Raw genomic sequence first — 21,926 nt, 5'->3', positions numbered from 1 at the left:
GATAAAGGAGTGATCCAATGGCTGCCAAAGAAGTGAAATTCCATACCGAAGCGCGCGAGAAGATGCTGCGCGGCGTCGACATCCTTGCCAATGCGGTGAAGGTGACGCTCGGTCCCAAGGGGCGCAATGTGGTCATCGACAAGTCGTTCGGCGCGCCGCGCATCACCAAGGACGGCGTCACCGTCGCCAAGGAGATCGAACTGGAGGACAAGTTCGAGAACATGGGCGCCCAGATGGTGCGTGAGGTAGCCTCCAAGACCAACGACCTTGCCGGCGATGGCACGACGACCGCAACGGTGCTTGCACAGGCGATCGTCAGGGAAGGGGCCAAGGCGGTTGCCTCGGGTATGAACCCGATGGATCTGAAGCGCGGCATCGACAAGGCGGTCGATGCGGTGGTCGCCGAACTGAAGACCAATGCCCGCAAGGTCACTCGAAACGACGAGATCGCGCAGGTCGGCACCATCTCCGCCAATGGCGATGCCGAAATCGGCCGCTTCCTCGCTGAGGCGATGGAGAAGGTCGGCAATGAAGGCGTCATCACGGTGGAGGAGGCCAAGACCGCCGAGACCGAACTCGAAGTCGTGGAAGGCATGCAGTTCGATCGCGGCTACCTCTCGCCCTATTTCATCACCAACCAGGACAAGATGCGCGTGGAGCTCGACGAGCCCTATGTGCTGATCCACGAGAAGAAACTCTCCAATCTGCAAGCGATGCTGCCCGTGCTCGAAGCCGTGGTGCAGTCTGGCAAGCCGCTCCTGATCATCGCCGAGGATGTGGAGGGCGAGGCGCTTGCCACGCTGGTCGTCAACAAGCTGCGCGGCGGCCTCAAGGTCGCGGCCGTCAAGGCGCCGGGCTTCGGCGACCGCCGCAAGGCCATGCTGGAGGACATCGCCATTCTCACCGGCGGCACCGCGATCTCGGATGATCTCGGCATCAAACTGGAAAATGTAACGCTGCAGATGCTGGGCCGCGCCAAGAAGGTGGTGATCGAGAAGGAAAACACCACCATCGTCGATGGTGTCGGCCGCAAGGAAGAGATCCAGGGCCGTGTCGCACAGATCAAGGCGCAGATCGAGGAGACCACCTCCGACTATGACCGCGAGAAGCTGCAGGAGCGGCTGGCCAAGCTCGCAGGCGGCGTTGCGGTGATCCGGGTCGGCGGCTCGACCGAGGTCGAGGTCAAGGAGCGCAAGGACCGTGTCGACGACGCACTGCATGCAACCCGCGCGGCCGTCGAGGAGGGCGTGCTGCCCGGCGGCGGCGTCGCCTTGCTGCGGGCGGCCAAGGCGCTCGATACCGTGCAGACCGACAATTCGGACCAGAGGACAGGTGTCGACATCGTGCGCCGTGCCATCGAAACGCCGGTCCGGCAGATCGCCGAGAATGCCGGCGCCGAAGGCTCGATCATTGTCGGCAAGCTGCGCGAGAAAAGCGAATTCGGCTGGGGCTGGAACGCCCAGACCAATGAATTCGGCGATCTCTTCGGCCAGGGCGTTATCGACCCGGCCAAGGTGGTGCGCACCGCCCTCCAGGACGCGGCATCGGTCGCCGGCCTGCTGGTGACCACGGAGGCGATGGTGGCCGAGAAGCCGAAGAAGGAAGCCGCCGCCCCGGCAATGCCCGCCGGCGCCGGCATGGACTTCTGAAGTCGCGGCCCAATCCGCCCGCTCCCCTGGCGGGGAGCGGGCGTCAGTCGAAGAGAGAGTGGAGGTAAAGATGGATGCAATGGCTGGCCTCGGATCCGTACCGGCTCCTACGCATCAAGCGAAGGAATTCCTGGCCTATGAAACAGAATGCAGGAACGTGCTGAAGCCGCTGCTGGCAGGGCTGCTCGACATGGCTGAAGCCGCCGGCTGGAACCGGCGAACCGCGGCGTCGGCACTGATGTTCCTCGCAGCGCAGCAAGTGTCGGCAACATCCGAGGTATCCGCCGGCAGCGGCTGAACGGAAATCGGCCAGTCCCTTCACCTATCCGCGGCGGGCCGTGCTTCCCGGTGTTCGGCCCGCTGCAGGCCCTGAACAATCGAGAGGAGGTACAAGCCATGAATCGCGGGCAATTCGAAGAACCGGTCACACTTCTGGTCGGAATGGGCTTTCCGAGGATGATCGACAGCGTGATGGAAGCCTATGCACTGCTGCAGGACTGGCCGAGCGCCGGCCGCAACGGCGCCCATGCCATCGCACTCAACGCTTGCAAGGCGGGCATCGTCGGCGAAATCGATCCGGAGACGGTGCGGGCCACGCTGGTCAGCTTCGCGCGCCGCCACGACATACTGGTGCCTGACATGGTTACGCCGCTCGCGACGGTGGCGGGTGGTGCGCTGCGCACCAGCTGAACTACGATGACGGCGCTGCAACAGCGCCTGAACACGCTGTTCTTGCGATAGGCCAGGCGCCCACCGGACACGTTGGAATTCCGTTTCGGGCGGTAGTGTTCTCGTTGGTCAGTCGAGCGAACGCGTCAGCAAGACTGACCTGTTCTGCCCGAATAGCGCCTCTGAGCGCGCCCTTCCGGTTAAAAAAGTATCATCCATTGTCTTGAATCGTGGTGGCGCCTGTTGTCATGAGCCGGTACCGTGGCTCTTGAAATGCAGAGCCGAAACCAATTCGGCCGGTTTAGGGAATTGGGCCGAACGCGGCAAATATCCGTGCCGGCCGGGAGGAAACGGACATGGAACCGGACCTGGAAGTTGTCCAGATACGACGCGGGGAGTCCTTCAAGGCGTGGTCGCATGGCTACCCCTTCCATACGGTGCGCTGGCACTTCCATCCAGAATATGAACTGCATCAGGTAATCTTCACCAACGGCCGCTATTTCGTCGGCGACTTCATCGGCGAGTTCGAGCCGGGCAATCTGGTGCTGACGGGGCCGAACCTGCCGCACAATTGGGTCAGCGACATCCCCAAGGACAGCTCGATCCCGCTGCGCGGCCGCATCATTCAGTTTTCCGAAAGTTTCATCGGCGATGCCATGCATGTGCTGCCGGAGCTGGCGGGGCTTGCGGCTCTGCTCGAGGCGTCGCGGCGCGGCGTGCTGTTTTCCAACCGCACCAGCAAGGCGCTGGCGCCATTGATGGAAGAGATGATGCAGGCGCAGGGCGTGCGCCGCATCGAGCTGTTCATGATGATCGCCGGCCTGCTAAGCCGCGCCCAGGAATTCCAGCTGCTGGCCAGCGCCAGCTATCGGCCCGATCCGTCGGGCTACATGACCGCCGGCATGAACAAGGCGCTCGCCTATATCAGGGAGAACCTGACGCAGCTGTTCGACGAGGCGGATCTCGCCGCCATCGCCGGCCAGTCGACCGGGGCCTTCTCGCGCTCGTTTCGCCGCCACACCGGCATGTCGCTGGTGCAGTATGTCAAGCGGCTGCGCATCAATCTCGCCTGCCAGATCCTGATGAGCGACGAGCAGGCCTCGATCACCGACATCTGCTACGAGGTCGGCTTCAACAACCTGTCCAATTTCAACCGGCAGTTCCTGGCGGAGAAGGGCATGCCGCCCTCGCGCTTCAGGCGCCTGCTGGCCGACAACATCAACGCGGGAAAAGCCGCTTAACGGAGGAGCCAGGGAGGAACCAAGGGAGGATTTTTCTTTTGCATGACGGACGTGAGCCGCGTTGAGCGGTTCGTGATGGAGAACGCTTGTCTCGAATTCCTCCGTCGGCGGAGGACGTCGGCGCGGCTCGAAAGTCCAGCGCCGGACCCTGGTACCCCTTCAATTGGGGCGAGGGTGGATGGGTGTCTTCAGACCACCAAAGCAGTCACGACCTTCTTACAACATATCCAGAAACGGAGAAGACCGAATGACCAAACTTTCAATTTCATTGAAGTCCACTGGCAAGTCCGCCGGCATGGCAGCGCTTGCGCTGTCGCTGCTGGCAGGCACCGCCGCTATCGCCAAGGCAGCCGAAGTCACCGACGCCACCGTCGCCTTCCTGATGCCTGACCAGGCCTCGACCCGTTACGAACAGCATGATTATCCCGGCTTCGCCGCCGAGATGAAGAAGCTGTGCCCGGGCTGCAAGGTGCTCTACCAGAACGCCGATGCCGACGCCTCGCGCCAGCAGCAGCAGTTCAACTCGGTGATCTCGCAGGGCGCCAAGGCGATTGTGCTCGACCCCGTCGACTCGACCGCCGCCGCCTCGCTGGTCAAGCTGGCGCAGAGCCAGGGCATCAAGGTCATAGCCTATGACCGGCCAATCCCGACAGCGCCGGCCGACTTCTATGTCTCGTTCAACAATGAAGGCATCGGCAAGGCCATCGCCGATTCGCTGGTCGAGCACCTGAAGGCGCTGAAGGTCGATCCGGCCACCGGCGGCGTTTTACAGATCAACGGTTCGCCGACCGACGCGGCGGCCGGCCTGATCAAGAAGGGCATCCATGCCGGCCTCGACAACAGCGGCTACAAGATCCTGGCCGAATACGACACGCCGGAATGGGCGCCGCCGAAGGCGCAGCAATGGGCCGGCGGCCAGATCACCCGCTTCGGCCCGAAAATCCTCGGCGTGGTTGCCGCCAATGACGGCACCGGTGGCGGCGCCATCGCGGCCTTCAAGGCGGCCGGCGTCGATCCGGTGCCGCCGGTGACCGGCAATGACGCGACGATCGCGGCACTGCAACTGATCATCGCCGGCGACCAGTACAACACCATCTCTAAGCCGAGCGAGATCGTGGCGGCGGCCGCCGCCAACATCGCCATCAAGCTACTTTCTGGCGAGACGCCTAAGGCCGAGATGACGCTGTACGATACGCCCTCGCAGCTGTTCACGCCGGCTGTTGTGACGCAGGAAAACCTGAAGGCCGAGATCATCGACAAGAAGATCAACACCGCGGCCGAGCTCTGCGTCGATCGTTACGCGGAAGGCTGCAAGAAGCTGGGCATCGGGAACTGACCGCGACCCTTGCCCGCTCCGCTGCCTGGCCACCCGCGTGGTGGCCAGGCAGCGCTCATGCGAAATTTTTGAACCGGTTTTGAAAGGCTTCCTGGCATGACCGATACCTCGGACGAACCGGTTCCGGCAGGCGAGCTGGTGCTCAGCCTGCGCGGCGTTTCGAAGAATTTCGGCGCCGTTTCGGCGCTCACCGACATCGATCTCGATGTCCATGCAGGCGAAGTGGTGGCGCTGGTCGGCGACAATGGCGCCGGCAAGTCGACCCTGGTCAAGATCCTGGCCGGCGTGCATCAGCCGAGCTCAGGCACGATCAGTTTTCGCGGCAAGCAGGTGACACTTGCCGATCCGAGTGCCGCGCTGACGCTCGGCATCGCCACCGTGTTCCAGGACCTGGCGCTGTGCGAGAACCTCGACATCGTCGCCAACATCTTCCTTGGCCGCGAACTCAGCCCGCTGCGGCTGGACGAGGTGGCGATGGAAGTGCGCGCCTGGACGCTGCTCAACGAGCTTTCGGCGCGCATCCCGAGTGTCCGCGAAGTGGTCGCTTCACTGTCGGGCGGCCAGCGCCAGACGGTGGCGATCGCGCGCTCGCTGCTGCTCGAACCCAAGCTCATCCTGCTCGACGAGCCGACGGCAGCGCTTGGCGTGGCGCAGACGGCGGAAGTGCTCAATTTGATCGAGCGGGTGCGCGACCGCGGCCTCGGCGTCGTCATCATCAGCCACAACATGGAAGACGTGCGCGCCGTCGCCGACCGCATCGTCGTGCTGCGGCTTGGCCGCAACAACGGCATCTTCTCGCCCGATGCCTCGAACCAGGAACTGGTCAGCGCCATCACCGGCGCCTCGAACAATTCGGTGTCGCGGCGCGCCGAGCGCAGGCAGGCCAGGCAAGACCAGACCCAGGAGCCACGCCCATGAGCCGCGAAGCCGAACAGGCCGCCCCCGTGCCGCCGCAGCTCGACCGCGCCGATGTGCGCGTCAAGCACGAGGCGGGGATCGGCGGCGCCATCCGCCGGTTCTTCGACCGGGTCCGCTCGGGCGATCTCGGCTCGCTGCCAGTGATTGTCGGGCTGGTCATCATCTGGACGGTGTTCGCCAGCATCAACCCGATCTTCCTGTCGAGCAGCAATCTGGTCAATCTGCTGTTCGATTGCTCAACCGTCGGCGTCATCGCGCTCGGCATCGTCTGCGTTCTGATGGTCGGCGAGATCGACCTGTCGGTCGGTTCGATCAGCGGCTTTGCCTCGGCCATGGTCGGCACGCTGTGGGTCAACCAGGGCTGGCCGGTGGCGCTCGCGATTCTGGCCGCTGTTGCCGTCGGCGGCTTCATCGGCGCCCTTTATGCGCTGCTGTTCAACCGGCTCGGCATGCCGAGCTTCGTCTCGACGCTGGCCGGCTTGCTGGCGGTGCTTGGCCTGCAGCTCTACATCCTCGGCTCGACCGGCTCGATCAACCTGCCCTACGGCTCGAACCTGGTGAATTTCGGCCAGTTGCTGATGATGCCCAAACTCGTCTCGTTCGCTCTGGCGGCCGTGCCGGGCATCGTCATGCTGATCACCGGCCTGCGCACCGTCGCGCGCCGCCGCGCCGCGAACCTGTCGGCGCCGTCGACCGGCGGGCTCGTCACGCGCGCGGTGGTGATTACGGTCATTCTCGAGCTCATCGTCTTCTATCTCAATCAGGCGCGCGGCATTCCGTGGATGTTCGGCCTGTTCGTCGGCCTGGTCATATCGATGCACTACGCGCTGACGCGGACCAAATGGGGCCGCTCTATGTCGGCGGTCGGCGGCAACCGCGAGGCGGCGCGGCGCGCCGGCATCAACGTGCGGCTGATCTATTCCAGCGCCTTCGTGCTGTGCTCGATGCTGGCGGCTTTCGGCGGCGTGCTGTCGGCGGCCCGCCTGGCCTCGGCCAGCCAGCAGGCCGGCACGGGCGACGTCAACCTCAACGCCATCGCAGCGGCCGTCATAGGCGGCACCAGCCTGTTCGGCGGCCGCGGCAGCGCCTATTCGGCACTGCTCGGCATCATCGTCATCCAGTCGATCGCCAGCGGCCTGACGCTGCTCGATCTGTCCTCGTCGCTTCGGTACATGATCACCGGCGCCGTGCTTGCCATCGCGGTCATCGTCGACTCGCTGGCACGCCGCTCGCGTGTCTCGCATGGCCGGGCCTGAACCCATCAACAGGAAGCAAGACATGAGCCAAGAACTGTCCGGAAAAGTTGCCGCCGTCACCGGTGCCGCGTCAGGCATCGGCCTCGAATGCGCCAGGCATATGCTGGCGGCCGGCGCCACCGTGGTGCTGGTCGACCGCGCCGAGGCGACGCTGAACAAACTGTGCGCCGAACTCGGCCCCAAAGCGATCCCGCTGGTGATCGACCTGATGCAGCCGGCAAGCGTCGCCACCATGATGCCGCAAATCCTGGAGAAGGCCGGCCAACTCGACATCTTCCATGCCAATGCCGGCGCCTATGTCGGCGGCGAGGTGGCGACCGGCGATCCCGACGTCTGGGACCGTATGCTCAACCTCAACATCAATGCCTGCTTCCGCTCGATCCAGGCAGTGCTGCCGCACATGATCGAACGCAAGACCGGCGACATCATCGTCACCAGTTCGATCGCCGGTCTGGTTCCGGTGGTATGGGAACCGATCTACACGGCCTCCAAGCACGCCGTGCAGGCCTTCGTCCACACGGTGCGCCGGCAGGTCGCCAAGCACGGCCTGCGCGTCGGCGCCGTGGCGCCCGGCCCGGTGGTGACGGCACTGGTCGACGACTGGCCAAAGGCTAAGCTCGAAGAGGAACTCGCCGCCGGCGGCCTGATGCAGCCACGCGAGGTGGCCGAAGCCGTGATGTTCATGCTGACCCGGCCGCGCAATGTGACGATAAGGGATTTGGTGATTTTGCCGCAGAGCAATGATCTCTAGGGGGAGTAGGGGAGTAGGGGAGTAGGGCAGTAGGGCAGTAGGGCAGTAGGATTGCTCTGCCGTTCAATGCCCGGGCCCGAGCCAAGCCACCATCCCCTATTCCCGTACTGCCTTACTGCCCTACTCCCCTACTCCCCTACTGCCCTAAACCGAAGGTTTCCCCCAATGTCCCACTTCCTCGGCATCGACGTCGGCACCGGCAGCGCGCGGGCCGGGGTGTTCGACCACACGGGAACCCTGCTTGCCTCGGCCAAACGGGACATCGAGGTCTGGCGCGAGGCCGGCGACATGGTCGAGCAGTCGAGCAACGACATCTGGCGGGCGGTTTGCGCGGCCACGCGTGAAGCGGTCGCGCAATCGGGCGTGGCGCCCGAGGCGATCGCCGGCATCGGCTTTGACGCCACCTGTTCGCTGGTGGTGCTGGGCGAGGGCGGCGTACCGTTGGCTGTTGGCCCGTCGAGAAATCCCGAACGCAACATCATCGTCTGGATGGATCATCGCGCGGTCGAGCAGACGCGCCGCATCAATCGCAGTGGCGAGGCGGTGCTGAACTACGTCGGCGGCATCATCTCGCCGGAGATGGAAACGCCGAAACTCCTGTGGCTGGCCGAAAACCTGCCCGCCACTTTCGACGCCGCCTGGCAGTTCATGGACCTCGCCGATTTCCTCACCTGGCGGGCGACCGGCAGCCTTGCCCGTTCGGTCTGCACGGTGACCTGCAAATGGACCTATCTGGCGCATGAGAGCCGCTGGGACGAGACGTATTTCCGCAAGATCGGCCTCGGCGCTCTGGCCGACGAAGCATTCACGCGCATCGGCACCGAGATCGTGCCGGCCGGTGCCGCACTCGGCGGCGGATTGACCGCGCAGGCAGCAGCAGACCTTGGTCTCAACCCCGGCACCGCGGTGGCGGCCGGACTGATCGACGCGCATGCCGGCGGCGTCGGCACGGTCGGCGCGCGCGGCGATTTCGGCAGCGTGCTGTCGCGCATGGCCTATGTCTTCGGCACCTCGGCCTGCACAATGTCGTCGACCGCCGAGCCGGCCTTCGTCGACGGTGTCTGGGGTCCGTATTTCTCGGCCATGGTGCCGGGCCTGTGGCTGAACGAGGGCGGCCAGTCGGCAGCTGGTGCTGCGATTGATCATCTGGTGCGCATGCACCCTGCAGCCGGCGAAGCGACCGCCAAAGCGCAAGCCGAGGGGCTCAGCCTCAGCGCCTGGCTGTCGCTGCAGGCGCAAAGCCGCAATGGAGCCGCAGCAACGCCGGCCCTGGTCGGCGGCATCCATGTCGTGCCGGAGTTCCTCGGCAACCGCGCGCCTTTCGCCGACCCGGACGCGCGCGCGCTGATTGCCGGGCTCGATCTCGACACCAGCCTCGACAGCCTGGTCGGGCTCTATGTCGCCGGGGTCTGCGGGCTGGGCTACGGCGCGCGCCAGATCGTGCGGGCCGAGCATGACAAGGGCATTCCCGTCGACACCATCGTGGTCAGTGGCGGCGCCGGCCAAAGCCCGCTGGTGCGCCAACTGCTGGCGGACACCACAGGCATGGTGGTGGTGGCCTCGACCTCGCCGGAACCGGTGCTGCTCGGCTCGGCGATGCTGGGCGCGGTCGCCGCCGGTGCCTACAAGGATGTGGCGGCGGCGATGGCCGGCATGTCGGAACTCGGCGAGGTCTATCATCCCGACGCTACGCTGGCCGGCTGGCATGCCAAACGCTTCGCGGCGTTCGAATTGCTGCAGCAGGCGGGCAAGGCCATCCGAGGCTGAAGCGCGCGGCTTCTGTCCGGCTTTGTCAGGAGCGTAGCGAACACCGCTTGGCGGTTTAGCCGGAAGCTGGCAGCTTTGTTCTGTCGTGGACCCTCCAGCAGCACGCGACGAGGGCAGGGCGACAGGACCAGGAGGCCCTAATGGTGGACGAAGCTAAACCGCCGCTACCATTCGCATCGGATGAGGTGCCGTGGACGGAATGGTCCGACGTGCCACGCTTCGGCCTGCGCTACCGGCATTTGTCGCTGGCCGCCCTTGGCGAAAAACACCGTGTCGGCGTGGCAATCGAGGAGCTTCCGGCTGGCAAGCAGTCCTCGCCGGCGCATTACCATATTTTCGAGGAAGAGCATGTCTTCATCCTCGAAGGGGCGCTTACCGCGTATGTCGGCGACGCGGCCTATGCCATGAAGGCCGGCGACTACATCTGCTTTCCCGCCGGTGCCGCGGCGGGGCATTGCCTCATCAATACCAGCGACGCACTTTGCCGCTATGTCATCGTCGGCGAGCGCAACCCGAATGAAGTGGTCGTCTACACCGCCTCCAACAAGGTGCTGGTACGCGCCCTGGGCCGCCGCGCGATCTTCGATCTCGCTGCAAACCGAAGCTACTGGGACGGCGAGAACACCGGCCTTACCGCCGGCGATCCGCTGCCGTCGGATGTGACGGCCGGTGTCACCAAACCCCCAGCCGCGCCGATCCCGCCGATCGCCAGCGATGCTGTCGAATGGAAGGTCGAGGGCGAAGGTCTGCGGTTCGGCGGCCGGTCCAGGCACCTGACTTATGCCGCGCTGGGACGCTCCGACTATCATGTCGGCATGCTGATCGAAGCGCCGGCGCCCGGCATGCGCCTGGCGCCCCGGCACTATCACATGCTGGAAGAGGAGCATGCGCTGATCCTGGAAGGGGAGGTGACGCTGCTGCTTGGCGAGGAGCGCCACGAAATGAAAGCCGGCGACTATGTCTGCTTTCCGGCCGGCCTGGCGGTCGGGCATTCCTTCCTCAACAGCGGCACGGGGCCGTGCCGTTACCTGATGATCGGCGAGAAAAATCCCAACGAGGTCTGCGTCTATCCAGATTCCAACAAGATGGCGGTCGACGCCTTGCGCCGGCGCGACGGCATTTTCGACATGGGAGCGGTGAGGCGGTACTGGGACGGCGAAGAGATGGAGTAGCCCCCGGCTTCACAGCTCCTTCTCCGCCAACTCCCTGAATTCGTCGGGAACCGAGCGCGCCGCCTCCAGTGCCACGGTGCCGTAGCCGACCGCCTGTTTGCCGAAGCGCTCGCGGATCTTGTCGATGGCGCGGTCGGCGTCGAAGCGTGCTAGGCCCTTCTTCGTGCCGGGCCGGCGCCTCTCGTCGGCGAGGCCAAGCGGCAGGTGGAGCTGCAACTCGAAGCTTTCCTCAAGATGCGAGACCGAGATCGCCAGCAGCGAGATCGTTTTCTCCTGTGGATTGTCGGCAAGCACGCCGCGCACCAGATCGCCGGCGATCTCGGCCAGCATCGCGGTTGCCGAGATCGGCTGGTCAAGCGTGATCGAGCGGGTGACGGCTCTGAGATCGGCAAAGCGCACGCGTACCGTCACCGTGCGGCCGGGCCTTGCCTTGGCGCGCAGCCGACTGGCGACGCGGTCGGCCAGATGCAGCAGTGTCGGCACGATGACCCGTGCCACAGCCGGCTTCTGGCCAAGCGCCGATTGGGCGCCGGCCGAATGCGCGCGGCGCTTCGTCTCCAGCTTTCGCGGGTCGCGGTTCCAGGACAGGGCGGCGAGCTTTTCGCCGGCGGCGGGACCGAGCAGGCGCGTCAGCGCGCCGCGATGCGTCCTGGCCAGTTGACCGATGGTCTCGACGCCGATCTCGGCCAGCCGCGCCCTGGTCGCCGGGCCGACGCCCCACATCAGTCCGACCGGCAGATCATGCAGGAAGGCGAGTTCCGTGCCGGGTTCGACGACCACCAGCCCGTCGGGTTTGGCGACCTGCGAGGCGATCTTGGCCAGATGCTTGGTGCGCGCCACGCCGATCGAGATCGGCAGGCCGAGTTCGGCCCGCACGCGGCGGCGGATGGTTGTCGCGATCTCCTGCGGCGAGCCGAACAGATGCGTGCAGCCGGCGACGTCGGCAAACGCCTCGTCGATGGAAATGCGCTCGACTACAGGCGTAAAATCGTCGAGCACCTTGATCGCCGCATCGCCCAGCCGCTGGTAATGGCTGAAATTGCCGCCGACGAAGATCAAATGCGGGCAGAGTTCGCGCGCCCTGCGCCCCGGCATGCCGCCACGCACGCCGAAGGCGCGCGCCTCATAGGAAGCGGCGAGCACGACGCCGCCGCCCACCGCGATCGGCTTGCCGCGCAGCGACGGATCGAGCAACTGCTCGACAGAGGCGTAGAAAGCGTCGAGATCGGCATGCAGGATGGTGGCTGTCGTTTCCATCGACCGCACATCCGCAGTTGCTGATAGAATAGAACAAATAAAGAACAAAGATGGATGGTTGTCAAGCGAAGAGCGATTGGGTGCGGCAACAGCCATGCCGGTTCGGCTTGAACGCAACCGCCTAGACACTATGCTCCGTTCGCAGCGCCGCTTTCATCTTTTCCAGCGCTGCTTCGCCGCCTGCCGCCAACTGGTTGGCAATCCTGGCCAATCTCTCGTCGGCCTTGCGGTGCCTGCTGCCCCAGGCGCCGAGCGTCGCCAGCACCGGCAATAGGTCGATGCCAGCTTCGGTCAGCCGGTAGACTGTTCTCAAGCCATGCGTCGGGTCGTCGCTTCTGGTGAGGATGCCTTCGTCCTGAAGCGTTTGCAGTCGCTCGGCCAGCGTGCGCGAGGAGATGCCTTCGTCGGATTGCAGGAATTCGCGAAAGTGCTTTTTCCCGGCGAAGACCATGTCGCGGATGATGAGCAGCGTCCAGCGGTCGCCGATGAGTTCGAGCGACAGGTTGATCGGGCAGTCGGATTTTTCGCGCGTCGCCATCTATGGTTCCATTTCTAAATCACTTTACTATTGACATCGTTTTGGCCTTGCGTCAACAGTTCCAAATGTAAACTGTTTTGCGATAGCCGTGAGGAGAATGACGGTGAAAAAGCTGGTCCTGCAGATGCAGATGTCGGTCGACGGCTTTGTCGGCGCCACCGAGGATCATTCCTGGCAGCTCTGGGAGTGGGGTGACGAGAGCGCCTGGGACGATGAGCTGAAGCAGGACTTCAACGCTGTCTTCACAGGCGTCGATACCATCCTGCTCAGCCGCAAGATGGCGCAGGAGGGCTATCTCACCCATTGGGGCAATGCCGCCAAGAAGTTTCCGCACGATCCGTTCTACGCCTTTGCGCAACGCATCGTCGACGCCCGCAAGGTGGTGCTCAGTGATAAGTTCAAGCAATCGGCCGGGGAGCCGGTCTGGGAGCGCACGAGCGTGGCCAGCGGCGACCTGCCGCGCGAAGTCAATGCGCTGAAAGCGGGCGAGGGCGGCGACATGGCCGTGTTCGGCGGCGCCGGTTTCGCCTCGGCGCTGATCGCGGCCGGGCTGGTCGACGAGTTTCAGCTTTTCATCAACCCGGCGGTGCTGGGTGCGGGCCGCCGGATTTTTGATCAGGGCGGTTTTAGAAACCTGCGGCTGCTCGGCTCGAAGGCCTATGACTGTGGCATGGTGGTCAGTCGCTATGCACCGGCGGGGTGAGGGGGACCTCCATCTTCTCCCTGCTCACTTCGCATCGTGAAAAATAATCCCGACCGTATGCCGCATGCCTGAGCGGAGCCGGCTGACGCCGTGGCGCAAATTGACGCGGTAGTTGCCCTTGGTTCCCTGTACCGGCCGGTTGTGGACGGCGAAGACAACGGCATCGCCCTGGCGCAGCGGCACCACTTCGACGCGGCTCTGCATGCGCGGCCGCTGCTCGGTCAGCGCGAACTCACCGCCGGTGAAATCCTGGCCCGGCTCGGAGAGCAGGATCGCCACCTGCAGCGGAAAGGCGAGGTCGCCATAGAGATCCTGATGCAGGCAGTTGAAGTCGCCAGGCACATATTGCAGCAGCAGCGGCGTCGGCCGCGTCTGGCCGGCGGCATGACACTGATCGAGAAACGCGGCATGCGTCGCGGGATAACGCATGGCCTGCCCCATCCGCTCGCTCCACCGGTTGGCGACCTCGGCCAGCCTGGGATAGAGCGCGCTGCGCAGGCCACCCAGCAGGTCGGGCAAGGGATAGCGGAAGTAGCGGTACTCGCCCTTGCCGAAGCCATGCCTGGCCATATGGATGTGGCTGCGGAAATGCTTCTCCTCGGGATAGAGGCCCGCGATCTGCCGGCACTCTTCGGGCGACAGCAGCTTTTCAATCACCGCGCAGCCGAAGCCGTCGAGTTCGGCGGCAAGGGCGGGCCAGTCGTAACCCGCGACACGCGTCCGAGCAGCTTCAACCGCCGATGCGGCAACCCTGGCATGGGCATTCATATCGTAGCCTCCTTGTCGATCAGAGCGCGCTTGCGCTCGACGCCCCAGCGGTAGCCCGACAGCGTGCCGTCGGCGCGGACAACACGGTGGCAGGGAATGCCCAGCGCAATCGCGTTGGCCGCACAGGCCGTCGCCACGGCACGGGCGCCGTCCGGCTGGCCGAGGCGCTGGGCCAGCGCGGCGTAGGTGATGGTGGCGCCGCACGGGATGCCTCGGAGCGCCTCCCACACGCGCTGCTGGAATGGCGTGCCGCGGCGCAGGTCGAGCGGCAGGTCGAGGCCGACGCCAGGTATTTCGACGAAGCGCGCGATTGCCGCGAGATCGTCGCGCAAGGTGGCCCCGTCTTCGACCAGTAGCTTGCCCGGGAAGCGATGGCCAAGATCCCGCTCCAGTGTGTCGGCGTCCGAGCCGATCAGGATGGCGCAGACGCCGATAGCGCTGCGTGCCGCCAGGATTTTACCGATCGGGGATTCGCCGATGGCGTAGGTTATGATATCGAGGGCGGCGAGCTTGGTGACTGTCGCCGGAATATTGGTTTGTACGAGGTTCATTGCCTTCAATCCTTTTGTCTGTGCCTGAACCCTAGCCACCTACCAGCCGTGTCTCACTCCGGTGCTTGCTTTCAAATTCGAATCCCCAAGGCAGGTGCTCTACGGCGCCGTAGAGCGCTGATTTGGATCATTGGCACTTGGCCTGAGGATGTCATGCGACACGGGTGACGGAAATTTCGCCCAGCATGAACACTTCGCCTGATGACAGGCGCAACTCAACCTCGCCGGTTGCGGTGCGGCTCCATTCGGCTTTGCCATCATCGACCATCTGGCCGATGGCGGTCATCACCCGTGATTTCGCGTCAGGGGCGCGGCGGCTGCCGGCAGCTTGGGTCTGGATGTTCGCATCGGTGGTGGGAGACCTTGCCATCGCGCGCATTGCCGGTCCTCGTCAGGCCCGCACCGACCGGTTGGCATTGTCGGACGCTGCCTCGCGGTCGAGCAGTGCGCGCTTGCGCTCCGCGCCCCAGGCGTAGCCGGAAAGTGCGCCGTCCTTGCGGATGACGCGGTGGCAGGGAATGGCGACGGCAAGATTGTTGGCGGCGCAGGCGGCGGCGATGGCGCGGGTCGCCTTAGGTGCGCCTATGCGATGCGCGATCTCGGCATAGGAAACCGTTTGGCCGGCGGGGATGGCGCGCAAGGCCTGCCAGACGCGCTGCTGGAACGCCGTGCCGCGGACGTCGAGCGGCAGGTCGAGGCCGAGCGCCGGAGCCTCGACGAAACCGACGACGCGGGCGACCAGCGCCTCGTAGTCGCGGTCGCCACCGATCAGCCGTGCCCTGGGGAAACGATCCTGCAGGTCGCGCACCAGCGCGTCGGGATCGTCTCCGAGCAGGATCGAGGCGACGCCCTTCTGGCTGGACGCGACCAGGATGGTGCCGAGCGAGGTCTCGCCAACGGCGAAGCGGATCTCTTCGTCGGCGCCACCGGCGCGATAGCGCGTCGGCGTCATGCCGAGCATGCCAGTGGATTTCTCGTAAAAACGCCCGCTCGAATTGAAACCGGCATCGTAGATCGCAGCCGTCACGCTGGTGCCGTCTTCCAGGCCCTGGCGGACCCTGGCGGCACGGTGCGCGGCGGCAAAATCCTTCGGCGTCAGCCCGGTGACGGCCTTGAAGATGCGGTGGAAATAACCGGCGCTGCGGCCGGCGGCATCCGCCAATTCAGCCAGCGAGGGTTCTTCCTCGCTCTGCTCGATCCTGCGGCAGGCAGCGGCGACCATCGCCGCGTTGCCGGCCTCGAGCGACGGGCCATGTGGATCGCAGCGCCGGCACGGGCGAAAACCGGTCGCCCTGGCCTGGTCCAGCGTGTCGTGCAACTGCACATTTTTCGGATTGGCGCGCCGAGACGGACAGGAAGGCCGGCAATAGACGCCCGTCGTCGCCACCGAATACCAGAATGCGCCGTCAGCGGATTTGTCGCGCGCGACGATGCGCGCCCAGCGCGGATCGTCGGTGATTTGCAGCGGCGCGGACTTCAGATTCTTGGCCAGGGTGATGAACATGACCGCATTGAAGCCACCACAAGCCGGCCCCGCCACCCGTTTCCTGACAAGTGCCTGGAGAACCTCACTTGCCTTTCCCAATTTGGGAAAATCCTCTTGTTCCCAATTTGGGAATTTGCTATATCAGGTCATGCAGATAATTGCCAAGAAGGCGCTGAAGGATTTTTGGGCAAAACACAATCAGGCCGAAGCTCCTTTGACGGCTTGGTATGTGGCTGTCGGGAATGCTGATTGGAAGACCCCGGCTGACGTCAAGGATGCGTTTGGAGCGACAGTTGATTTCGTCGGTGACAATCGCATCATTTTCGACATTAGCGGCAACAAGTATCGTTTGATTGTCCACGTCGCCTACAAGTTTCACCGCGTTCTGATCAAATTCGTCGGCACGCACAAAGAGTATGACAAGATTGATCCGGAGAAGGTGTGATGGAAAACATTCGACCCATTAAGACCGAAGCCGATTACGATTGGGCGATCGCCGAAATCACTAAATATTTCGAAAATGAGCCGGAGGTCGGCTCTCTCGATGGTGACCGGTTCGACGTTCTCGCAACCCTGATCGAGGCTTATGAGGATAAGCACTACCCGATTGAAGCACCGGATCCCGTTGAAGCCATTCATTCGCACATGGAACTGTTCAACCTGTCGCGGAAGGCGCTGGCCGAGGTGATCGGATCATCACCCCGGGCGACCGAGGTGTTGAACAAAAAGCGCGCACTCACCCTGGATATGGTCTTCAAACTGAACAAGGAATGGAAAATTCCCGCCGAAGTCCTCGTGCAACCCTATCACCTTGCAAATGACAGGGGCCGCAGGCGCGCCTAACATGCACCGATTCTCCTAAGCCGCGCGTTTGGGCTCCACCGCGAACGGGCTGAGGCCGAGCCAGGTCCGCATCTTCCTGCCGATGGCCTGGTCGCCGGTCAGGGCAACCCTGGCGCCGGCCTTCTCGACGGTCAGCACTCCCATCCAGATCGCCGTCATCGTGTGCAGGTCGGTCGAGACGTAGAGATCGACATCGAAGCCCGGATCGTACCAGCACAGATCGACCTCGCCGTGCTTCTCGACGATCAGCCACCACGAGCGTTTGGATGACGGCAGGTCCCGATACAGGAATTGTATCACCGTGCGCCCTTCAGGCAGCGGCGAGGGGTTTAGATTGCGCCGCATGTCCCACATCAGCAGCGACGGATCGAGGTTCTTCAGCGACAGCCGGGACTCGACCCATTTCTGCCCCCAGAAGCCCATCGCCTCGACGACAGGACGCAAATCCCGGCCGGCTTCCGTCAGCCGATATTCGAAGATGCCTTTTTCGCCCGGCACTTCCTTGCGCTCGACGATCCCGGCGATCTCAAGTTCCTTCAGCCGTTGCGACAGAAGGGTCGGCGACATTTTGGGGACGCCGCGGCGAAGATCGTTGAAGCGGGTCGAGCCGGCCACCAGTTCACGCATCAGCACCATGGTCCAGCGGGTGCACAGCACCTCAGCGGCCATCGATAGCGGGCAGAATTGTTTGTATCCGTGCTGGCTCATGATTGGTGCCTCTCCCTCAAACCTGACCGAATATTAGGCCTTCATGAATGAAGCGGCCAGTACGGAAACTGTACTGCCCCGGTACAGATCGCGGACTGGTTGGCGAGGGTCCTGCCATGCGAGCCTTTTGGCCGGTTGCACGGGATACGCCTGTGCACCGCAACCAGGAGACCACCATGACCGCCTACGTTATCGCAGACATCAAGATAAACGACCCGCAGTGGGTGCCGGCTTACGCCGCCTCGGTGCACGATCTCGTCCACAAGCATGGCGGCAGATATCTGTCGCGCAGCGGCAATGTGAAAACGCTTGAAGGCAAGCCGCTCGATACCACGCTGATCGCGCTGATGGCGTTCCCGTCGGAAGCGGCGGCGCGCGCCTTCACCACCGATCCTGCCTACGCGCCCTTCGTCTCGGCCCGTCAGGACGGCAGCGACAGCCGTTTCCAGATGATCGACAACACCGATCTGGCCGGAACGATCCCGTATCTGCCGAAGGGATGATCCTTTTCGGTAGCCGTTACATCAATTTCGGGATCTCCAAGCAACAACAGCCACAGCGCTTGCCTGCCGGGCCTCCGTATTTTCGGCGGCCGGCCAGCTGTGCTTTTTCAAGAAGAATGGAATGAAGATGATATCAAACTTTCGCAGCGGACTTCTTATGGCGGGGACCATGCTGGCAATCTGCACCACCCTCGCGCAGGCGCATCAGGAGCCGGCTGAAGCTGCCTCCGGCCCCAACCCGCTGGCCGACAAGGTGCGGGCTGTCAACAGCCGGTTTGTCGACGTCAAGGCAGCGGTATCAGAGGGCTATGCGCCTATTCCTTGTGCCAGCGGCATCACCGGCGGCGCCATGGGCATCCACTATGTCAACGGCCAGTATCTGAAGGACGACAAGATCGACATCGCCCGTCCCGAAGCTGTGATGTACGAGCCGATGGCCGATGGCACGCTGAAGCTGGTGGCGGTCGAGTACATCACTTCGAAAGGACCGGCATCGTTGGACGGCCAGCTGTTCAACTTCAACAGCGCCCCCAACCGTTATGGCCTGGGTGAATTCTACGAGCTGCATGTCTGGGCCTGGAAAGGGAACCCGACAGGCACGTTCGCCGACATGAATCCGAAAGTGTCATGCGAGCACGCAATGGCGCTGAGCCAATAAGCAATGAGGCCAGGCGGCATTGACGCCGCCTGGCCCGAATGATCGTTTTGCCTGATCGCCTCAGGCGGTCTTGATCAGACCGAGCTGGGTGAGGGCGGCGACGCCGTCATCGAGGCCGATTTCCTCGACGATCCTGCCATCAACCACCTTCAGCACCGTGGTGCCGGTGAAGCGCATGGTGCGGCCGGTGGCGGCCGGCAGCGAACCGACGAGGAGGTCGCCGAAGGCTGGGCCGGTATGCGTGCCGCCGCCCTCCCACTGGCCGACGACATAGTCGCCCTCGGCAATCAGGTCGGCGGTGGCCCAGAAGTTGAGGTCCGGGAAGGCGGCGCGGAAGTCGGTCATGAAGGCCTTGATGTCGTCGCGGCCGCGGCGCGGCTCGTGCAGCGAATATTTCAGCAGCATGTCGGGTGCCGCGATCTCGTCGACGACGGACAGATCGCAACGTTCACCCCAGAAGTGGGTGAACCATCTGACGACGACGGCCTTGTTGTCTTCTTGCTTGGTCATGGGGAGGTCCTTGTTGTTGTCGTGCATGGGATCATCGGCGCCGCCGATGATCCAGGGGTCACCGGCTTGCGCCGCTGACCTGGGCAGCAGTAGGACGATCCGCCAGACACAAAACTCCGGTTCCTGCCGGCCAATCGAAAAGGCGGGTTCGGCGCCGGGCAGGGCCGCCTGGGCCGGAACCCGTTCCGCTGAGCCCAAGCATGGCTGCCCCGCCTCAGCTAGACCCTGGAAATCGGATGGCCACGGGAGAAGGCGATGGCAATGAAGAAGACCTATGAAAAGCCGAGGCTCGAGAAGCGCGAAAGACTGTCCGGCGTGACGGCGGGCAATGTCGTGTCGTCGACCTGGGGAAATTGACGGCTGCCTGGAGTAGTTCGGTACGGCCTTGATGAACAGGGGCTCCCAATCAGACGTCGACACTCCGCCCGCGCGGTAACTGTTTCTTCTCTGGTTTTGCCGCAGATTGCGCCGCGGTGGAGCAGGCGAAGCAGACGATGGCGCGTCAGGGTAAGAAAAGTCGCAATGGAACGTTCTGGGCAAAAGCCCTGGAGCGCGCGCATCTTGGCGTCTGGGACTGGGATCTTGTGACCGGCGACTGCTTTTATTCCGCGACCTGGGCGCGGATGCTAGGCTACGATGAGAGCGAACTGGCCAACACCAGCGACCTTTGGCTGCAACTGACCCATCCCGACGACCGCGAGCGGGCGCTGGCCAGCGGCGACCGCCACATTGCCGGCCTGACCGACGCCATCGAGACCGAATTGCGGCTGAAGCACAAGCAGGGACATTGGGTATGGGTGCTCGATCGCGGCGGCGTCGTCGAGCGCGACGCGATGGGAAAGCCGCTCAGGCTGATGGGTGTGCAGACCGACATCTCCAAGCAGAAGGCCGCCGAGGCCGAACTCGAGCAGGTCAATGTGCGGTTTCGCCTGGCGCTCGCCGCCAGCGGCACCGGCATCTGGCACCACGACCTCGCGGGCGGCAAAAGTTATTGGGACGAACGCACCAGGGAGATTTTCGGGCTCGTCTCCGACACCGCCGAAGTCGAGCGCGACCACTGGTTCGGCTATCTGCATCCGGACGACAAGGAGGCCGCGTCGCGCGCGCATCTGGTGCCGCTCGAAACGGACAAGGTCACCGCCGTGCAATACCGCATCGTGCGGCGCGACGGAGAGGTCCGGCACATAGAATCCCTGCTGCGTTTCATCGCCGACCCGCAAATCCGGGACCGCCGGCTGGCGGGGCAGATCCTGGGCACGGTGCGCGATATCACCGAAGACAAGCAGCGCGAGCAGGAGCTTGCCTATGCGGCCCGCCATGACGCGCTCACCGGTCTCTTGAACCGCGCCGCGTTCGACCGGCTGCTGGCCGATCATATCGCGGCCGCGCAGTTGCTGCCGCTTTCCGTGTTCTATGTCGATCTCGACTACTTCAAGGCGCTCAACGATTTTGCCGGCCACGCGGCCGGCGACCTGGCACTGAAAAGCGTTGCGCAAGGCATTCTGGGCTGCCTTCCCGCGACGGCGCATGCCGCGCGCCTGGGCGGTGACGAGTTCGCGCTGCTGATGCCCAATTGCGATGCGGCGCAGGCCGGGCGGCTGGCCGACGCGGTACTTGCCGCGGTTCGCGATGCCGAACTTGGATCGACGGCCACGTCGCGCAAGCTGGCGGCCTCGATCGGTATCGCTTTCGTCGATGACGCCGACACGACGGTGGCCGACGCGCTGGCCTGTGCCGACGACGCCTGCTACGCGGCCAAGGCCGCCGGGCGAAACCGATTTGCCGTCTTCTCCACCGATACGGCATCGGGTTCGGGTGGCCTCAACGCGGCGCGCATCGTCGCCGATACGGTCGATGCCATGGATGACGGCAGGCTGAAGCTGTTTGGCCAGGAAATCCATCTTCTGGGCCGCCCCTGGCAGGAAAGCCGCCATGTCGAAGTCTTGGCCAGGCTCGCCGCACGCAACGGCCGGCTGGTGCCACCCGGCGAGTTCATTCCGGTGGCCGAGCGGTTCGGCATCGCGTCGCGGCTCGACCGCTGGATCATCCGCACCGCGCTGTCGCGGCATGGTGCCGCCTTGCGTTCGGGGGCGCTGACGCTTGGCTTCAATCTGTCGGCGCAGACGCTGAGCGATCCGCAGCTTTGGGACTTCGTCGACAGCGTCATAGAAGAAACCGGGGCGCCGCATTCGGGCATCGGCTTCGAGATCACCGAAACCGCCGCCGTCACCAATTTCGATGCCGCCGAACAGTTCGTGCGCAAGGCGCGCGAGCGGCGTTGCCGGGTCGGCCTCGATGATTTCGGAGCCGGCATGAGCTCGTTCGAATATCTCCGGCGGTTCCCCGTCGACACGATCAAGATCGACGGTTCCTTCATCGAGCACATCACGCAAAGCCGCTTCGACCGCGAGATCGTGCTGGCCATCACCAGCATTGCCCGTAGCCTCGGCTGCGACGTGGTCGGTGAGAAGATCGAACGGCAGGACACGCTGGCCATGTTGAGCGACATGGGGGTCGCCTTCGGCCAGGGATTTTTGCTGCACCGGCCGGAGCCGCTCGAGCGAATTGTCGCGCGCGCAACCAAGGGAGCGACGGCCCGCAAGGCATCGTGATCCGGGTGCGGCGAGTTTCAGGCCAGGCCG

The 21,926-nt window shown here is 64.1% G+C and carries 25 protein-coding genes; 17 read left to right on the top strand and 8 right to left on the bottom strand.

Features of this window, described 5'->3' with window-relative positions; translation table 11 throughout:
- The first annotated feature begins 17 nt into the window (after positions 1-17).
- From groL to M729_RS1000000136425, 10 genes are all read left to right on the top strand, one after another.
- The gene (groL, locus tag M729_RS0103580) at positions 18-1,649 is read left to right on the top strand and encodes a chaperonin GroEL (protein WP_027160770.1); all 1,632 of its coding nucleotides are present in this window, start codon (positions 18-20) and stop codon (positions 1,647-1,649) included.
- A 70-nt stretch (positions 1,650-1,719) separates the two neighbouring features.
- The gene (locus M729_RS0103575; RefSeq protein ID WP_013530720.1) at positions 1,720-1,947 is read left to right on the top strand and encodes a hypothetical protein; all 228 of its coding nucleotides are present in this window, start codon (positions 1,720-1,722) and stop codon (positions 1,945-1,947) included.
- A gap of 98 nt (positions 1,948-2,045) precedes the next feature.
- The gene (locus M729_RS0103570; protein WP_027160769.1) at positions 2,046-2,339 is read left to right on the top strand and encodes a DUF982 domain-containing protein; all 294 of its coding nucleotides are present in this window, start codon (positions 2,046-2,048) and stop codon (positions 2,337-2,339) included.
- A gap of 335 nt (positions 2,340-2,674) precedes the next feature.
- Positions 2,675-3,559, top strand: a complete 885-nt coding sequence (locus M729_RS0103565) for an AraC family transcriptional regulator (RefSeq protein ID WP_013530722.1) — start codon at positions 2,675-2,677, stop codon at positions 3,557-3,559.
- Positions 3,560-3,806: 247 nt separating this feature from the next.
- The gene (locus M729_RS0103560) at positions 3,807-4,895 is read left to right on the top strand and encodes a sugar ABC transporter substrate-binding protein (RefSeq protein WP_013530723.1); all 1,089 of its coding nucleotides are present in this window, start codon (positions 3,807-3,809) and stop codon (positions 4,893-4,895) included.
- Between the two features lie 96 nt (positions 4,896-4,991).
- Positions 4,992-5,813, top strand: a complete 822-nt coding sequence (locus tag M729_RS0103555) for an ATP-binding cassette domain-containing protein (RefSeq protein WP_024501653.1) — start codon at positions 4,992-4,994, stop codon at positions 5,811-5,813.
- Positions 5,810-7,069 (top strand): ABC transporter permease, encoded by a 1,260-nt coding sequence (locus M729_RS0103550; protein WP_024501652.1) that lies wholly within the window; start codon positions 5,810-5,812, stop codon positions 7,067-7,069. Before M729_RS0103555 ends, M729_RS0103550 begins: the two co-directional genes overlap by 4 nt.
- A gap of 22 nt (positions 7,070-7,091) precedes the next feature.
- On the top strand, positions 7,092-7,820 hold the full coding sequence (locus M729_RS0103545; protein WP_024501651.1) for an SDR family oxidoreductase: 729 nt from the start codon (positions 7,092-7,094) through the stop codon (positions 7,818-7,820).
- Positions 7,821-7,985: 165 nt separating this feature from the next.
- Positions 7,986-9,587 (top strand): FGGY-family carbohydrate kinase, encoded by a 1,602-nt coding sequence (locus M729_RS0103540; protein WP_027160768.1) that lies wholly within the window; start codon positions 7,986-7,988, stop codon positions 9,585-9,587.
- 140 nt (positions 9,588-9,727) lie between these two features.
- A complete protein-coding gene (locus tag M729_RS1000000136425; RefSeq protein WP_050580404.1) occupies positions 9,728-10,759 on the top strand; it encodes a cupin domain-containing protein in 1,032 nt (343 codons plus the stop codon).
- A 9-nt stretch (positions 10,760-10,768) separates the two neighbouring features.
- Here M729_RS1000000136425 and dinB read toward each other — a convergent pair whose 3' ends face one another.
- Entirely contained in the window at positions 10,769-12,016 is a 1,248-nt protein-coding gene (gene dinB, locus M729_RS0103525) for a DNA polymerase IV (RefSeq protein WP_024501649.1), read from the bottom strand.
- A 121-nt stretch (positions 12,017-12,137) separates the two neighbouring features.
- The gene (locus M729_RS0103520; RefSeq protein WP_024501648.1) at positions 12,138-12,554 is read right to left on the bottom strand and encodes a helix-turn-helix domain-containing protein; all 417 of its coding nucleotides are present in this window, start codon (positions 12,552-12,554) and stop codon (positions 12,138-12,140) included.
- A 103-nt stretch (positions 12,555-12,657) separates the two neighbouring features.
- On the opposite strand from M729_RS0103520, the gene M729_RS0103515 reads away from it, so the two are divergent.
- Positions 12,658-13,257, top strand: a complete 600-nt coding sequence (locus M729_RS0103515) for a dihydrofolate reductase family protein (RefSeq protein WP_027160767.1) — start codon at positions 12,658-12,660, stop codon at positions 13,255-13,257.
- A 24-nt stretch (positions 13,258-13,281) separates the two neighbouring features.
- Here M729_RS0103515 and M729_RS0103510 read toward each other — a convergent pair whose 3' ends face one another.
- From M729_RS0103510 to ada, 4 genes are all read right to left on the bottom strand, one after another.
- Positions 13,282-14,025: a 2OG-Fe(II) oxygenase gene (locus M729_RS0103510; protein ID WP_027160766.1), complete on the bottom strand. Its 744-nt coding sequence runs from the start codon at positions 14,023-14,025 to the stop codon at positions 13,282-13,284.
- Positions 14,022-14,576, bottom strand: a complete 555-nt coding sequence (locus M729_RS0103505; RefSeq protein ID WP_027160765.1) for a methylated-DNA--[protein]-cysteine S-methyltransferase — start codon at positions 14,574-14,576, stop codon at positions 14,022-14,024. The genes M729_RS0103510 and M729_RS0103505 overlap by 4 nt, the downstream gene beginning before the upstream one ends.
- A 151-nt stretch (positions 14,577-14,727) precedes the next feature.
- Positions 14,728-14,955 carry a hypothetical protein gene (locus M729_RS0103500; protein ID WP_024501644.1) on the bottom strand — a complete coding sequence of 76 codons (228 nt, stop codon included), beginning with the start codon at positions 14,953-14,955 and terminating at the stop codon, positions 14,728-14,730.
- Between the two features lie 12 nt (positions 14,956-14,967).
- Positions 14,968-16,080 (bottom strand): bifunctional DNA-binding transcriptional regulator/O6-methylguanine-DNA methyltransferase Ada, encoded by a 1,113-nt coding sequence (gene ada / locus M729_RS0103495; RefSeq protein ID WP_032808043.1) that lies wholly within the window; start codon positions 16,078-16,080, stop codon positions 14,968-14,970.
- Between the two features lie 130 nt (positions 16,081-16,210).
- Between ada and M729_RS0103490 the strand changes: the two genes are divergently transcribed.
- Together M729_RS0103490 and M729_RS0103485 are read left to right on the top strand one after the other, a co-directional pair.
- Positions 16,211-16,507 (top strand): type II toxin-antitoxin system HigB family toxin, encoded by a 297-nt coding sequence (locus tag M729_RS0103490; protein WP_013530736.1) that lies wholly within the window; start codon positions 16,211-16,213, stop codon positions 16,505-16,507.
- On the top strand, positions 16,507-16,905 hold the full coding sequence (locus tag M729_RS0103485; protein ID WP_024501642.1) for a type II toxin-antitoxin system HigA family antitoxin: 399 nt from the start codon (positions 16,507-16,509) through the stop codon (positions 16,903-16,905). The genes M729_RS0103490 and M729_RS0103485 overlap by 1 nt, the downstream gene beginning before the upstream one ends.
- 15 nt (positions 16,906-16,920) lie before the next feature.
- Here M729_RS0103485 and M729_RS0103480 read toward each other — a convergent pair whose 3' ends face one another.
- Positions 16,921-17,613, bottom strand: a complete 693-nt coding sequence (locus M729_RS0103480) for a helix-turn-helix domain-containing protein (RefSeq protein WP_027160763.1) — start codon at positions 17,611-17,613, stop codon at positions 16,921-16,923.
- A 176-nt stretch (positions 17,614-17,789) separates the two neighbouring features.
- Here M729_RS0103480 and M729_RS0103475 point away from each other — a divergent pair, with 176 nt between their 5' ends.
- Both M729_RS0103475 and M729_RS0103470 read left to right on the top strand, forming a co-directional pair.
- Positions 17,790-18,116, top strand: a complete 327-nt coding sequence (locus M729_RS0103475; protein WP_013530739.1) for a DUF1330 domain-containing protein — start codon at positions 17,790-17,792, stop codon at positions 18,114-18,116.
- A 121-nt stretch (positions 18,117-18,237) separates the two neighbouring features.
- Positions 18,238-18,774, top strand: coding sequence for a hypothetical protein (locus M729_RS0103470; RefSeq protein ID WP_198032075.1), 537 nt, complete (start codon positions 18,238-18,240; stop codon positions 18,772-18,774).
- 60 nt (positions 18,775-18,834) lie between these two features.
- Here the strand turns inward: M729_RS0103470 and M729_RS0103465 are convergent, their stop codons facing one another.
- A complete protein-coding gene (locus M729_RS0103465) occupies positions 18,835-19,284 on the bottom strand; it encodes an ester cyclase (RefSeq protein WP_027160761.1) in 450 nt (149 codons plus the stop codon).
- A gap of 255 nt (positions 19,285-19,539) precedes the next feature.
- Between M729_RS0103465 and M729_RS1000000136845 the strand changes: the two genes are divergently transcribed.
- Entirely contained in the window at positions 19,540-19,641 is a 102-nt protein-coding gene (locus M729_RS1000000136845; protein WP_013530742.1) for a hypothetical protein, read from the top strand.
- Positions 19,642-19,778: 137 nt separating this feature from the next.
- Positions 19,779-21,896, top strand: a complete 2,118-nt coding sequence (locus tag M729_RS0103455; RefSeq protein WP_027160760.1) for an EAL domain-containing protein — start codon at positions 19,779-19,781, stop codon at positions 21,894-21,896.
- Positions 21,897-21,926 lie beyond the last annotated feature (30 nt).

Source organism: Mesorhizobium sp. WSM1293, from assembly GCF_000513875.1.
GTDB lineage: Bacteria > Pseudomonadota > Alphaproteobacteria > Rhizobiales > Rhizobiaceae > Mesorhizobium > Mesorhizobium ciceri.
Note: the sequence above shows the minus strand (reverse complement) of the source record. Positions and strands in the feature narration are given on the sequence as shown.

Coding starts and splice junctions, on each gene's coding strand:
- M729_RS0103510 (WP_027160766.1), bottom strand. CDS start 14,025: ATGAATGCCCATGCCAGGGTTGCCGCATCGGCGGTTGAAGCTGCTCGG.
- M729_RS0103480 (WP_027160763.1), bottom strand. CDS start 17,613: ATGAGCCAGCACGGATACAAACAATTCTGCCCGCTATCGATGGCCGCT.
- M729_RS0103565 (WP_013530722.1), top strand. CDS start 2,675: ATGGAACCGGACCTGGAAGTTGTCCAGATACGACGCGGGGAGTCCTTC.
- M729_RS1000000136425 (WP_050580404.1), top strand. CDS start 9,728: ATGGTGGACGAAGCTAAACCGCCGCTACCATTCGCATCGGATGAGGTG.
- M729_RS0103455 (WP_027160760.1), top strand. CDS start 19,779: ATGGCGCGTCAGGGTAAGAAAAGTCGCAATGGAACGTTCTGGGCAAAA.
- M729_RS0103465 (WP_027160761.1), bottom strand. CDS start 19,284: ATGACCAAGCAAGAAGACAACAAGGCCGTCGTCGTCAGATGGTTCACC.
- M729_RS0103470 (WP_198032075.1), top strand. CDS start 18,238: ATGAAGATGATATCAAACTTTCGCAGCGGACTTCTTATGGCGGGGACC.
- M729_RS0103570 (WP_027160769.1), top strand. CDS start 2,046: ATGAATCGCGGGCAATTCGAAGAACCGGTCACACTTCTGGTCGGAATG.
- ada (WP_032808043.1), bottom strand. CDS start 16,080: ATGTTCATCACCCTGGCCAAGAATCTGAAGTCCGCGCCGCTGCAAATC.
- M729_RS0103560 (WP_013530723.1), top strand. CDS start 3,807: ATGACCAAACTTTCAATTTCATTGAAGTCCACTGGCAAGTCCGCCGGC.
- groL (WP_027160770.1), top strand. CDS start 18: ATGGCTGCCAAAGAAGTGAAATTCCATACCGAAGCGCGCGAGAAGATG.
- M729_RS0103545 (WP_024501651.1), top strand. CDS start 7,092: ATGAGCCAAGAACTGTCCGGAAAAGTTGCCGCCGTCACCGGTGCCGCG.
- M729_RS0103505 (WP_027160765.1), bottom strand. CDS start 14,576: ATGAACCTCGTACAAACCAATATTCCGGCGACAGTCACCAAGCTCGCC.
- M729_RS0103475 (WP_013530739.1), top strand. CDS start 17,790: ATGACCGCCTACGTTATCGCAGACATCAAGATAAACGACCCGCAGTGG.
- M729_RS0103555 (WP_024501653.1), top strand. CDS start 4,992: ATGACCGATACCTCGGACGAACCGGTTCCGGCAGGCGAGCTGGTGCTC.
- M729_RS0103485 (WP_024501642.1), top strand. CDS start 16,507: ATGGAAAACATTCGACCCATTAAGACCGAAGCCGATTACGATTGGGCG.
- M729_RS1000000136845 (WP_013530742.1), top strand. CDS start 19,540: ATGGCAATGAAGAAGACCTATGAAAAGCCGAGGCTCGAGAAGCGCGAA.
- M729_RS0103575 (WP_013530720.1), top strand. CDS start 1,720: ATGGATGCAATGGCTGGCCTCGGATCCGTACCGGCTCCTACGCATCAA.
- M729_RS0103550 (WP_024501652.1), top strand. CDS start 5,810: ATGAGCCGCGAAGCCGAACAGGCCGCCCCCGTGCCGCCGCAGCTCGAC.
- M729_RS0103540 (WP_027160768.1), top strand. CDS start 7,986: ATGTCCCACTTCCTCGGCATCGACGTCGGCACCGGCAGCGCGCGGGCC.
- M729_RS0103490 (WP_013530736.1), top strand. CDS start 16,211: ATGCAGATAATTGCCAAGAAGGCGCTGAAGGATTTTTGGGCAAAACAC.
- M729_RS0103520 (WP_024501648.1), bottom strand. CDS start 12,554: ATGGCGACGCGCGAAAAATCCGACTGCCCGATCAACCTGTCGCTCGAA.
- dinB (WP_024501649.1), bottom strand. CDS start 12,016: ATGGAAACGACAGCCACCATCCTGCATGCCGATCTCGACGCTTTCTAC.
- M729_RS0103500 (WP_024501644.1), bottom strand. CDS start 14,955: ATGCGCGCGATGGCAAGGTCTCCCACCACCGATGCGAACATCCAGACC.